We start from the raw sequence: 12496 nt of genomic DNA, 5'->3' as shown, positions 1-12496 counted from the left end.
GGCTACTGGGCCGGGCGCAGGGACCTGACCTGCGGTTTCGTGCGCGCCTCGGAGCGTTGGGAGGACAGGGCCAGGTCGTCGTCGTTGTCCACGTGATCGGCCTGGGCGACGACGAAGGCCTGCGCCATGCCGCCGTCGTGGGCCAGTGAGAGGTGCCAGTGGCCGATACCCGCCTGGCGCGCGGCCATCGCGGCCGCCCCGGTCAGGCGCAGGCGCGGCGGGGTACCGGGTGTCGAGGTCACCTCGATGTCCCTGTAGGCCCACCCCTCGGGAGCGTCCAGCCCGAGCTCGGCGTAGGCCGACCCCAGCGCCTTGAGAACCGCCTCCTTGGCCGCCAGGCGCGCCCCCAGGGAGGCGGCCCGCTTCTGGCAGGCGGCCAGCTCGACGGGGGTGAAGAGGCGCTCGCGCAGGCCGGGTACCCGGTCCATGTAGCCTTCGAGGCGGGTGACGTCGACCAGGTCAGTCCCTACTGCGCGGATCACCTGGCCATTGTGCCGGGTGGGCCGGGGCGGTGAGGGCTGAACGCGCCGCCCTCTTCTGGAATGGACAACCTCCTGGGTCCGCAGGGAGACGGCGAGCCTTCCAAATGTCTCACACTATGAAACTCTTGGTCTCAGAACCTTGCTGGAGGGGCGAGGAATCATGAGCGGAGGACAATGGGACAGGTGAGTGACCTCAACGACTTCACGCGTTCCGACGACGTCACCGACCCCACCGCCTGCGCCTGGCCCGCCCAGGAGGTCGCGGCGGCGGAATCCCCCGTGACCGCGGGCACCGACCGCTACATGAGAGCCGCCGCCCACGCAGTGGCCCGGGCGGCACTGCGCGAGCTGCGCCAGGGCCCCGTCGTTCCCGGGGCCGTGACGGCCCCCGCCCGGCCGGCCGTGGCCCCGTTCTCCTCGGCGAGCCCCGCGGGGCCGGTGGCAACACCCAGCTCGCCGGTCTCCCCGGCGGCGCCGACCGGGGCGTCGGCCGACGGGGGAGGGGCGTACGTGAGCCCGGGATGGATCGCGGGGTCGCCGGTGCTTCTCCTGGTCGGTGGCGGGCACAACGGCGCCGACACCCTCCTGGCCGGAGGCCTGCTGTCGCACAACGGCTGCGCGGTCAGCGCCGTTCTCGCCACCGAGCACCCTCACCCCGTCGCCCTCGAGGAGGCCCGCAGCCACGGCGTCACCGTCTACGGCGCCGGCTACCGCAGTGAGGATGGAACCGATCAGGACAACGCCGAGGCCATCGCCGCCGTCGAGGCCTTCCTCGCCCGGGGTGGACTCGTCCTCGACGGACTCACCGGCATCGGCGCCAGCGGACCACTGCGACCCGACGCCGCCGCCCTCATCGCCCCGCTCGTCGCCGCCGGAGAGCCGGGGCGGCGTCCGCTGCGCGTCATCGCCGTCGACCTGCCCAGCGGGACCGGCGTCGACGACGGCACGGTCGACGGGCCGGTCCTCGCCGCTGACCGCACCGTGACCTTCACCTGCCTCAAGGGGTGCCTGTGCCTGCCCCCGGCCCGGCACCTGTGCGGTGTCGTCGAGGTCGTCCCCCTCGGTCTGCCGGCGCCCTCGAGCCGGCCCATCGCCCGCCGTCCCGTCGACGGCGGCCTGGGCGACTACCTGGCGCGAGCCGTTCCCGAGCCCGGCGCCGACGACCACAAGTACACCCGCGGCGTCGTGGGCCTGTGGGCCGGCAGCGAGTCCTACCCCGGCGCGGCCGTCCTGGCCGCCAGCGGCGCGGTGCGCGCCGGTGCCGGCATGGTGCGCCTGGCCGCACCCAGACGCGTGGAGGACCTCGTCCTGGCGGCCCGTCCCGAGGTCGTCCCCACCGCCGGACGCAGCCAGGCGCTCGTCCTGGGGCCGGGCGTCGACCCCGCCGACACCGCCAGGGCCGGTGAGCTGCGAGACGTCCTGCGCCCCACCCTGGTCGTCGCCCGCGGCCTTGAGGGTCAGGGCGCCGACGGCGAGGGAACCGATGAGGGGGCAGCCGAGCCCGATGGAGGCACGGCTCCGACCGAGCCGTCCGTCGTCGTCGATGCCGGAGCGCTGAGCATCCTGGCCGACCTCCTCGCCGAGGACCTGGGCTGCACGCCGCTCCACGTCCTGACCCCGCACGCCGGAGAGGCCGCCGCCCTTCTGACGGCGCTGACGGGTACGGAGGCGCAGGCCGGGACGAGCCGGCAGTGGAACCGGGAGCGCGTCGAGGCCCGCCCGGCCCATGCCGCCCGCGAGCTCTCCCGACTCAGCGGTGCCACCGTCGTGCTCAAGGGCGCGACAACGCTCATCGCCGCCCCCGACCGCCCCCTGATCAGCGTGGACTGTGGACCCGGATGGATGGCGACCGCGGGAAGCGGTGACGTGCTCGCCGGGGTGCTGGGCGCCGTTCTGGCCGGAACGGCCGTCCGCTGGGAGCGGGCGAAGGCAGACGCCGTCTCAGGCGCGGGCGCAGTGACGACGGCGAGAACCGACGTCGCGTTGGATCCCCTCCTCGACGCTCTGCTCGACTCGGTGGCCGCCGGGGTCAGGCTGCACGCGTTCGCGGGCGCCTACGCCGCCGCGATCCCACAGGGCGCCGGGGGCGTCGGTGCCGGCGGGCACCCGATCGCCGCCCTCGACATCGCCGCGGCCCTCGGTCCGGCCCGCCTCGAGCTCAACTGGCTTCAGGCAGTGCCGCACCACTGAGACGTGTCAGCCGATCGGCGTCAACCGGATGCTTCGGATGAGCGAGTGCGCGAGGAAACAGGCTCGCCACCGGTCTCCCAGTGCGACAATCGCGCCGTGACCACCTCCGCGGACTCAGCAGCAACGACCCCGTCCACCGCTCCGGAAGCCGCAGCCGCCCGGCCTCCGCTGCCCGGGGCGGCCACCTCCTGCGCCGTCATCGACCTGGAGGCCATCGCCCACAACGGCCGCCGCCTGGCCCAGATCGCCGGCGTGCCGTGGATGGCCGTGGTCAAGGCCGACGCCTATGGTCACGGCCTGGGGCCGGTCGCCCTGACGGCCCTGTCTGCGGGGGCCTCCTGGTTGGGGGTGGCACAGCTCGCCGAGGCCCTGACCCTGCGCTCCGTCCTGGATGAGGCCGGCGTGGCCCGTCCGGCGGGGGAGCCCTCCGGCCGGGCGCCCCGGGTCCTGACCTGGCTCCTGCCCGTCATGGATCCCTCCCGGGCGGGCGCCGAGGACTCGCCCCTGCGCGCCGCGCTGGCGGCCGACCTGGACCTGTCGGTCTCCACCCTGTCCCAGCTCGAGGCCCTGGAGGCCGCGGCCCGGTTACAGGGGGTGACGGCGCGCCTCCACCTCAAGGTCGACACCGGCATGTCGCGCGGCGGCGCCATGGACGAGGACCTGCCCGCCCTGGCCGCGGCGCTGAGGCGGGCCGTGGACGAGGGCACGGTCGACGTCGTCGGTCTGTGGTCCCACCTGTCCCGCGCCGACGAGCCCACCAGCGGTTCCACCGAGGAGCACCTGACGCGATACCGCCAGGCCGAGAGAGTCGTGCAGGAGGCGGGTCTGCGTCCATCCATCCGTCACCTGGCCGCCACCGGAGGGCTCCTGTGGTACCCGCAGGCCCGCATGGACCTGGTTCGGGCGGGGATCGGCCTGTACGGACTGAGCCCGGACCCGGCCGTGGCCACCAGTGCCGAGCTCGGCCTGCGGCCGGCCATGCGTCTGGAGTCCGCCCTGGTCCAGGTCAAGCGCATCGACGCCGGACGGGCCGTCTCCTACGGGGGCACCTGGAGCGCCCCCACCGACCGCTGGGTGGGGCTCGTCCCCCTGGGCTACTCCGACGGCGTTCCGCGCGCCGCCAGCTCGACCGGCCCCGTGGGAGTCGGCGGCGTCATGACCACCATCGTGGGCCGAGTGTGCATGGACCAGGTGGTCATCGACCTCGGCCCGGCCCGAGACGGGGCCGGTGCACCCCTGCCGGCGCCGGCCCGGGTCGGGGACACCGTCGTGCTCTGGGGTGCCCCGGACGCCGCGGGACGCGAGGCCGTCCCCACGGCGGACGAGTGGGCACAGGCCTGCGGCACCATCAACTACGAGATCGTGACCCGGCTCGGAACCCGGATCCCGCGCCGCTACGTCGGGGCCGGGGCCGGCGGCGACTACGCTCGACCCTAGAGAACAGCAGACGTCGGATGTCGGAAGCCCGGTACGCCGGTGTCCACCGACTCCGGTTGTCGGCTCCGTGCACTGATGAGGAGGACACATGAGCGGTGCGCCGCACACACCTGAGGCCGTGCCCGAGATCACCGTCGCCACCGGCGACGCCGATGAGACCCGGGGCCTCGGCGCGCGCCTGGCGCACCTGCTGCGCGCCGGCGACCTCGTCATGCTCTCCGGCGGGCTGGGGGCCGGCAAGACCACCCTGGCCCAGGGCATCGGTGCCGCTCTAGGGGTGCGCGGCCGCGTCTCCTCTCCCACCTTCATCATCGCCCGCGTCCATCCCTCACTGTCCGACGGTCCCGACCTCATCCACGTCGACGCCTACCGGATCACCTCCCTGGAGGAGATCGACGCCCTCGACCTGGACTCCTCCCTGGACCGCTCGGTCACCCTGGTCGAGTGGGGCGAGGAGAAGGTGGAGGCCCTGAGCCCCGACCGCCTGGAGATCCAGGTGCTTCGACCTCACGGCGCCGTGCGTGCCGGTGCCCCGCGGCTCGACGACGTCCGGGCCGACTCCCAGCGGTCCGCCGGCTCGGCGACGGAGGGTCCCGTCGTGGACCTGGGAGAGGTCGACGACGGCAACCGGACGATCACCGTGCGCGCCCTCGGTCCGCGATGGGCCGACGTTGACCTGGGACCACTGGGCACTGGCGCCTCCCACCGGCAGTCTGGAGCACCGCTGTGAAGCCTCCCTCTCCCGTCGCACCCGTGAGCGATGCCATCCCCATCCGCCCCGTCGGGCACCACGGGCGCCTGCGAAACCTGGCCCGCCTCGCCGTCGCAGTCCTCCTCCTGACCGCCACCGCCCTTCTGCCTGCCGGGACGGTACGAGCCGCCACCGACCCGCCGTCGGACTCCACGGGCGACTCCGCCGCCTCCGCCGCCCCGGACGGTGGTGACGGCCCGGCCGCCTCCGAGCCGACGCCCGCCACCGACCCGACTTCCCAGACGGCGGATACCTCGGCCGATACGGAATCACGCAGTACCGCCAAGGCTCTTATGGAGCGAGACTGCGTGGCCCAGGTGCGCCAGAGCACCGGTGAGCAGGGCGAGGTCACGGTGGGGGACCTCAGAAGCGTCTACACCTGGGCGCCCGGCTTCCTCGACGGCTCCCAGCCGTCCGCACAGCCCGTCGACACCGGCGACTGGGTCGCGACCGCCACCGCAGCCGGCAAGCCCATCGGCCTTCTCGAGGTGGTCACGGAGAAAGGACGCACCACCTGCACACCCGTGTTCGACGACGACCTGGCCACCGACGTCGACCAGATGGGCGAGGCCCACCTCATCCACGACCGCAACGCCAACGCCTGGTACTCGCTCAGCGGCACCACGGTGACGGCGCTGGGGGAGGCCGCCACCCGGCGCCTGGCCGGCCCCATCGAGCTCAGCGACTACGGAGAGATCCTGCGCGAGCGCGCCGGTTCCAAGCCCAAGACCTCCGCGGCTCAGAACGAGGCGCGCTCCACCACGGGAGGCTGGGCGATCTGGGGGCCGGTTCTGGCGGTCGTCGTCGTCGGGATCGTCACGGTCATCATCACGGTTCGACACGAGCGCAAGGTGACCGCGCCGCTGCGCCAGGCCCGCAACCGCGCCGACATGGCTGAGCGCGCCGACCGGCTCAGCCGCGACGAGTCCGATACCGAGGGCGTCGCGGTCCGCCGGGGCATCCCCCGCGCGGCCATCGACCTGTCCCTCCTCGGAGACGGGGCCGAGGGCGACACCGGCACGACTGGCGGCGAGACCCTGGGGGACACGATCCCCGAGAGCCGCGCCAACTCCTCTCGGGACCCGAGGGCATAGGCTGGGCCGGTGCGTATCCTCTCGATCGACTCCTCCCTGGGGACACAGCTGGCGGTCGTTGACATCGATGAGGCGGCCGAGGACGCCTCGACCGCCGAGACCTCTCAGACCGCCGGCCGGCTCGGCGCGGGCGCGCCGCGGGTGCTCAGCCAGGCCGAACAGGCCGACACCCGGCGCCACGCCGAGTCCCTGGGGCAGATGCTCTCCGAGGCCCTGTCCGCTCCCGACGTCGCCGAACGCCCGCTGGACGCCGTCGTGGCCGCCACCGGCCCGGCCCCCTTCACCGGGCTGCGTGCCGGGCTCGTGACGGCCCGGGTCGTGGGGCGCACCCGCGGCATCCCCGTCCACGGAGTCTCCAGCCTCGACGCCGTGGCCCGTCGCGCCCTCGACGAGCTGGGTGCTGAGGGCGAGGCCGATCCCGTCGTCCTGGTCGCCACCGACGCTCGCAGGCGGGAGGTCTACGCGGCGCTCTTCCGTGCCAACGGCCCCGACGACGTCACTCGCCTGACCGAGATTGACGTCTGCCCCCCGGCCCAGGTAGCCGGGCGGCTCGACGAGGTCGGAGTCGTCGACGCCGTAGCCGGCTCCGGCGCGGCCCTGTACCCCGAGCTGGCCGAGCTGGCCTCCTCGCGCGAGGTGCTCGCCCCGGTCTCCGGTGACGCCCTGACCCAGGTGCGCGTCGCCCTGGCCCGGCTGGGTCGCGGTGAGGAGCTGGGGACGCAGCCGCTCTACCTGCGTCACGCCGACGTGCAGATGCCCGCCGCACGCAAGCGCGTGCGCTGAGCCCCGGCCCCGAGTGACTCAGGTGTCCGAGGTGCCGGGAGCGGAGTGGGCGCTCAGACTGCGGGAGATGACCGAGGCGGACCTGGAGGGGATCGCCCGGCTCGAGGGCGAGCTGTTCGGTGCCGAGGCCTGGAGCCGGGATCTGCTGGCCGCCGAGCTGGAGGCCACCCGGGGGGCCCTGGCCGACCGCCGCTACGTCGTCGTCGAGTCTGATGCTGAGCCTGATGTCGAGCCGGATGGTGCCGGCGAGGAGCACGGTGCGGGTCATGCCGACAGTCCTGCGGGGCTCCGGCCCCGGGCGGACACCGGGGCGACGAGACCGCGGCTCCTGGGCTATGCCGGTCTCTACCACGCCGGCGGCCTGAGCAGCGCCGACCTGCTGACCATCGTCACCGTCCCGGACGCACGCGGGCGGGGCCTGGCCTCGCGCATGCTGGCCGAGCTCGTGGATACCGCCCGGAAGGCGGGCTGCCCCGACGTCCTGCTGGAGGTGCGCCAGTCCAACGAGACCGCCCAGGGGCTCTACGCCAGGCACGGGTTCGTCCCCATCGGCAGGCGTCGCCGCTACTACCAGGCGCCGCCCGAGGACGCCGTGGTCATGCGACTGACGCTGCGTCCGCGCCTGGGCCCCGTCGGAACAGCCGAGGCCGGTGAGCCGGGCTCAGGCTGAGCCGTGCGAGCGGTCCGCCCCGACCGACGAGCGCACCGCACCCGACCAGAAGGATTGCGCCGGGGTTGAAGAAGCAGATAGGCACGGCATTTGCCGGCAATAAATACGGTCTCTCGTCGGTGAGACCCCGAGTGTCTGAGGTCTCACAGATTTGCCTGACACCCCCATGACGAAAAGGCGGCCGCAGACGGGGCCGTCAGCAAATTCCGCAGCGTTGAATCCAGCGTTGAGGCCTTCCGAAATCCCCGTGATTCTGCGGATTGTCGGCGTATCTGCGCTGGTGGCGGCACAGATGGTGCCAAGGGGGCTTCAAGCCCGGCTAGCCTTTTGCCGTGGCCAAAACATCTGCTCCTTCCCTGAAGAGGCGGACCGCCTTCTCCACGACCGTCTTCATGAAGCGCATGATGGCGATCTCGGGGCTGGTGTTCCTGTTCTTCGTCCTCTTCCACGCCTACGGCAACCTTCACTACTTCGAGGGTGAGGTCGCCTACGATCACTACGCCGTGTTCCTGCGGGCACTGCTGGTGCCGATCATGCCTTACGGCGGTGTCCTGTGGATCCTCCGCCTGGCGCTCATGGCCTGCCTCCTGGCTCACGCCGGCAGCGCCTTCCACCTGTGGGTGCGCAACAAGCGGGCCCGCGGCAACGACAAGTACGCCGTCAAGAAGCCCGGCGCCGAGTACTTCGCCTCCCGCTACGCCATGCGCACCATGCGCTGGGGCGGCGTCATCCTCCTGCTGTTCATCATCTGGCACATCCTGCAGTTCACCACCCTGTCACTGACGCCGGGGGGACAGTACGTGCACGGACGCGCCTACCTCAACATGTACTACGGCTTCCAGCTGTGGTGGGTGTGGCTCATCTACGCGATCGCGTTGGTGTCCCTGTGCCTGCACGTGTGGCACGGCGTGTGGTCCGCCCTGCAGACGTTGGGTGCGGTGCGAGGAAGCACCATCCCCTTCATCCGGCTGATCGCCTTCGTGGTGGCCTTCGCGCTGTTCGCCGGCTTCATGATCGTTCCGACGGCGATCCTCTTCGGCTACGTCGACGCCCCCATGTCCGCTGCCGACTACTACCCGCAGTTCTGTGACGCGATCGGCTCCTCCGCCGAGCACTTCGCCGAGTGTGCTGCGGCGACCCACTGAGAGTGAACGACTATGACTGAACTCATCGACGGCCTGTACTACGAGGGCGAGAAGATCGCCGACACCAAGGCCCCCCACTCCGTCCCGATCGATCGGCGCTGGGAGCAGCGCAAGTTCGAGGCCAAGCTCGTCAACCCCGCCAACCGCCGCAAGCTGGACATCATCGTCGTCGGCTCCGGCCTGGCCGGCGGCGCCGCTGCCGCCTCCCTGGGCGAGCAGGGCTACAACGTCAAGGTCTTCTTCTACCAGGACTCCGCCCGCCGGGCGCACTCCATCGCCGCCCAGGGCGGTATCAACGCCGCGAAGAACTACCGCAACGACGGTGACTCCACCTACCGGCTCTTCTACGACACGGTCAAGGGCGGCGACTACCGCGCCCGCGAGGACAATGTCTACCGCCTGGCCGAGGTCAGCGCCAACATCATCGACCAGTGCGTGGCCCAGGGCGTTCCCTTCGCCCGCGAGTACGGCGGCCTGCTGGACAACCGCTCCTTCGGTGGTGTCCAGGTCTCCCGCACCTTCTACGCGCGCGGTCAGACCGGCCAGCAGCTCCTCATCGGCGCCTACCAGGCCCTCGAGCGCCAGGTCCACGCCGGGACGGTCAAGGAGTTCCGCCGCCACGAGATGGTCGAGCTCATCCTCGTCGACGGACGCGCCCGCGGCATCGTCACCCGGGACATGGTCTCCGGCGAGATCGAGACCCACCTGGCCGACGCCGTCGTCCTGGCCAGCGGCGGGTACGGCAACGTGTTCTTCCTGTCCACCAACGCGATGGGCTGCAACGCCACCGCCATCTGGCGCGCGCACCGCAAGGGCGCCTACTTCGCCAACCCCTGCTACACGCAGATCCACCCCACCTGCATCCCGCAGTCCGGAGACTTCCAGTCCAAGCTCACCCTCATGAGTGAGTCGCTGCGCAATGACGGACGCATCTGGGTGCCCAAGAAGGCCGAGGACTGCGACAAGGACCCGCGCGACATCCCCGAGGAGGCGCGAGACTACTACCTCGAGCGCATCTATCCCGCCTTCGGAAACCTCGTGCCGCGTGACATCGCCTCGCGTCAGGCCAAGAACATGTGCGACGAGGGCCGCGGCGTGGGCCCGGCCATCAAGGAGCGCGACGCCAACGGCAACGAGCGGATGATGCGTCGCGGCGTCTACCTGGACTTCTCCGAGGCCATCGGCCGCCTGGGCAAGGACGCCGTCTCGGCCCGCTACGGCAACCTGTTCGAGATGTACCAGCGCATCACCGGGGACGACCCCTACGAGGTCCCCATGCGCATCTACCCGGCCGTGCACTACACGATGGGCGGCCTGTGGGTGGACTACGACCTGGAGTCCAACGTCCCCGGTCTCTACATCGCCGGTGAGGCGAACTTCTCCGACCACGGTGCCAACCGCCTGGGCGCCTCGGCCCTCATGCAGGGCCTGGCCGACGGCTACTTCGTCCTGCCAGACACCATGAACGACTACCTGGCGGACATGCTGCGCCTGGGCAAGGTCGACCCGAACGCCCCGGAGATCGTCGAGGCCAAGCGCTCCGTCGAGGAGCGCGTCGCCCGCCTCATGGCCCTGCGGGGAACCCGCAGCGTGGACGACTTCCACATGGCCCTGGGTCGTATCATGTGGGAGTACTGCGGCATGGAGCGGCGCGACGCCGGTCTACGTGACGCCATCAAGCAGATCCGGGCCCTCAAGGAGGAGTTCTGGCGCGACGCCCGTATCACGGGCCAGGCCGACGAGCTCAACCAGGCCCTGGAGAAGGCCGGCCGGCTGCTGGACTTCTTCGAGCTGGCCGAGCTCATGTGCATCGACGCCCTGCACCGGCGTGAGTCCTGCGGTGGTCACTTCCGGGCGGAGTCCCAGACGCCCGAGGGTGAGGCCATGCGGCATGACGACGAGTTCCTCTACGTCGCCGCCTGGGAGTGGGGCGGGGAGAACCGTCCGCCGATCCTCCACAAGGAGGACCTCGTCTACAAGGACATCGAGCTCAAGCAGCGGAGTTACAAGTGAACATCAAGCTCAAGATCTGGCGCCAGAAGAACAAGGACTCGAAGGGCCACTTCGAGGAGTACGCCATGAGCGGGATCGAGGAGCACATGAGCTTCCTCGAGGTCCTCGACCTGCTCAACGAGCAGCTCTTCGCCGAGGGCAAGGAGCCGGTGGCCTTCGACTCCGACTGCCGCGAGGGCATCTGCGGCCAGTGCGGTGTGGTCATCAACGGGCAGGCCCACGGGCCGATCCGCTCGACCACCTGCCAGCTGCACATGCGTCACCTGGCGGAGGACCCCTCCTTCAAGGACGGATCCACCATCACGATCGAGCCGTGGCGCTCCACCGGCTTCCCGGTGCTGCGCGACCTCATCGTGGACCGCTCCGCCCTGGACCGCATCGTCCAGGCCGGTGGTTACATCTCGGTCAACACCGGTGGCGCCCCCGAGGCCCACTCGGTGCCCGTGCAGAAGGAGAAGGCCGACGCCGCCTTCGAGGCCGCCGCCTGCATCGGCTGCGGCGCCTGCGTGGCCGCCTGCCCCAACGCCTCGGCGATGCTGTTCACGGGCGCGAAGATCTCGCACCTGGGCCTGCTGCCGCAGGGTCAGCCTGAGCGCCTCGCCCGCGTGGTGAGCATGCTCAACCAGCACGACGCCGAGGGCTTCGGCGGCTGCACGAACATCGGTGAGTGCGCGGCCGTATGCCCCAAGCTGGTGCCCCTCGAGGTCATCTCGCGTCTCAACCGCGACCTGGGCCACGCCCTGTGGAAGGGTCAGCACGCCCACTGACCTCCTCGCCTCCCTCATCCACCGAGCCGGGCACTTTTCGCTAACCCCTACAGAAATTCTGTTGGGCCACGCGAGAAAAGCCCGGCTCGGTGGCGTCCTCACCATCGTGTGCCGGTGGGGTGGATGTTGTGGCGGGCGAGCTCGTGGTGCATGGCGGTGGCGTCGTGGGGCCAGGCGTCCTTCCAGAGCCAGCGGGCGACGTCGTAGCCGGCGCGGATGAGGGCGAGCTCGCGCTGTCGCTCCTCCCAGACGGTGCGTTCGGCGTCCTTGCCGAAGCTGTTCCTCGTGTACTTGACGTGGCCGTCGAACTCTCCGTCGAGCATGGCCTGGGGCCAGAAGAAGTCGAGGCGGTAGAGCTCGCCGTCGATCCAGACCTCGTGCTGGAGGTCGGGACGCGGCAGGGTGGCCTGCCACATGCGGACGCGGGAGACGGACTCGCCGGGGGACTCGGCGCGCTCGTCGGCCAGGTGGGCGGCGGTGCGGGCGCTGCGGATGCCGCGGGCGCCGGCCGGGAGGCGGTCGACGGCGTCGGCCAGCTCGGCGTGGGTGCACAGGCGCCTGCCCAGGGCGGCGTCCATGGCGCACACGCCCTGGGTGAGCCCACCCCACCGGGCCACATCCACAACCGTGTCAGATGCGTTGGATACCGGGACCCCTCTGACCGCTTCCACCGGTCCGAGCCCGTTCCTCTCCCGCCGCTGCAGAAATGCGGTGCTTGACCGATCCGTGTGACGACCCAGGCACTGAACGCGCCTGGGAATGCGGCCCACCAGCGGGAGCCCGAGCCACACCGCCGCCGAGGGGCCCAGCAGGACGACGTCCCCGCGGGTCTTGGCCAGTACCGCCCGGATGAGGGTCAGGTGCCTCAGCTCGGGCCTGGCCGCCTTCCACTCCTGCTCCGGTGCATAGACCCCGGGACCGATACGGGCCAGCCCCGGAGCAGTGCACAAGCGGGAAGCTCCCGCTGCGACGGCGTCGGAGGAAAGAAGGAACGACGGGGCTCGGTTTGACGGACTATTGGGAGCAACGCTGGTGGCCATACCTACTAGTGTCGCGTGTCGTTAGTTTGTTTTTGGTTGGCATTTGGTGAGGATCTCGTCGGGGGTCTTGGTCCAGGCCAATGGGTGGCAGCGTTGGTTCCAGCCGTTGATGAAGGCGCGGATC

11 protein-coding genes and 1 pseudogene are annotated in these 12496 nt (G+C 71.2%); 9 read left to right on the top strand and 3 right to left on the bottom strand.

Annotated elements, in window-relative coordinates:
• Positions 1–2 precede the first annotated feature (2 nt).
• The gene (locus tag HCR68_RS08385; RefSeq protein WP_167148544.1) at positions 3–482 is read right to left on the bottom strand and encodes a holo-ACP synthase; all 480 of its coding nucleotides are present in this window, start codon (positions 480–482) and stop codon (positions 3–5) included.
• A 174-nt stretch (positions 483–656) separates the two neighbouring features.
• Between HCR68_RS08385 and HCR68_RS08380 the strand changes: the two genes are divergently transcribed.
• The 9 genes from HCR68_RS08380 (at position 657) to HCR68_RS08340 (ending at position 11332) form a co-directional block, all read left to right on the top strand.
• Positions 657–2672: a bifunctional ADP-dependent NAD(P)H-hydrate dehydratase/NAD(P)H-hydrate epimerase gene (locus HCR68_RS08380; protein WP_167148542.1), complete on the top strand. Its 2016-nt coding sequence runs from the start codon at positions 657–659 to the stop codon at positions 2670–2672.
• A gap of 96 nt (positions 2673–2768) precedes the next feature.
• Positions 2769–4109 (top strand): alanine racemase, encoded by a 1341-nt coding sequence (gene alr / locus HCR68_RS08375; RefSeq protein ID WP_167148540.1) that lies wholly within the window; start codon positions 2769–2771, stop codon positions 4107–4109.
• Positions 4110–4197: 88 nt separating this feature from the next.
• On the top strand, positions 4198–4839 hold the full coding sequence (gene tsaE / locus HCR68_RS08370) for a tRNA (adenosine(37)-N6)-threonylcarbamoyltransferase complex ATPase subunit type 1 TsaE (RefSeq protein ID WP_167148538.1): 642 nt from the start codon (positions 4198–4200) through the stop codon (positions 4837–4839).
• Positions 4836–5954, top strand: a complete 1119-nt coding sequence (locus HCR68_RS08365) for a hypothetical protein (protein WP_167148536.1) — start codon at positions 4836–4838, stop codon at positions 5952–5954. Before tsaE ends, HCR68_RS08365 begins: the two co-directional genes overlap by 4 nt.
• 9 nt (positions 5955–5963) lie before the next feature.
• Positions 5964–6737, top strand: a complete 774-nt coding sequence (gene tsaB, locus HCR68_RS08360; RefSeq protein WP_167148534.1) for a tRNA (adenosine(37)-N6)-threonylcarbamoyltransferase complex dimerization subunit type 1 TsaB — start codon at positions 5964–5966, stop codon at positions 6735–6737.
• Positions 6738–6804: 67 nt separating this feature from the next.
• Complete coding sequence (locus HCR68_RS08355; protein WP_167148532.1) at positions 6805–7407, top strand: GNAT family N-acetyltransferase; 603 nt, start codon at positions 6805–6807, stop codon at positions 7405–7407.
• A gap of 392 nt (positions 7408–7799) precedes the next feature.
• A complete protein-coding gene (locus HCR68_RS08350) occupies positions 7800–8552 on the top strand; it encodes a succinate dehydrogenase cytochrome b subunit (RefSeq protein ID WP_208320543.1) in 753 nt (250 codons plus the stop codon).
• A 12-nt stretch (positions 8553–8564) separates the two neighbouring features.
• On the top strand, positions 8565–10565 hold the full coding sequence (locus HCR68_RS08345) for a fumarate reductase/succinate dehydrogenase flavoprotein subunit (protein ID WP_167148529.1): 2001 nt from the start codon (positions 8565–8567) through the stop codon (positions 10563–10565).
• Complete coding sequence (locus HCR68_RS08340; RefSeq protein WP_167148527.1) at positions 10562–11332, top strand: succinate dehydrogenase/fumarate reductase iron-sulfur subunit; 771 nt, start codon at positions 10562–10564, stop codon at positions 11330–11332. Before HCR68_RS08345 ends, HCR68_RS08340 begins: the two co-directional genes overlap by 4 nt.
• 98 nt (positions 11333–11430) lie before the next feature.
• On the opposite strand, the gene HCR68_RS08335 is transcribed toward HCR68_RS08340, so the two are convergent.
• Positions 11431–12282, bottom strand: a complete 852-nt coding sequence (locus tag HCR68_RS08335) for a hypothetical protein (RefSeq protein ID WP_243859011.1) — start codon at positions 12280–12282, stop codon at positions 11431–11433.
• Between the two features lie 95 nt (positions 12283–12377).
• Positions 12378–12496: pseudogene (locus HCR68_RS14245) on the bottom strand (IS630 family transposase); the annotation flags it as partial.

The organism is Actinomyces sp. ZJ308 (assembly GCF_011752065.1).
Lineage (GTDB): Bacteria > Actinomycetota > Actinomycetes > Actinomycetales > Actinomycetaceae > Actinomyces.
Note: the sequence above shows the minus strand (reverse complement) of the source record. Positions and strands in the feature narration are given on the sequence as shown.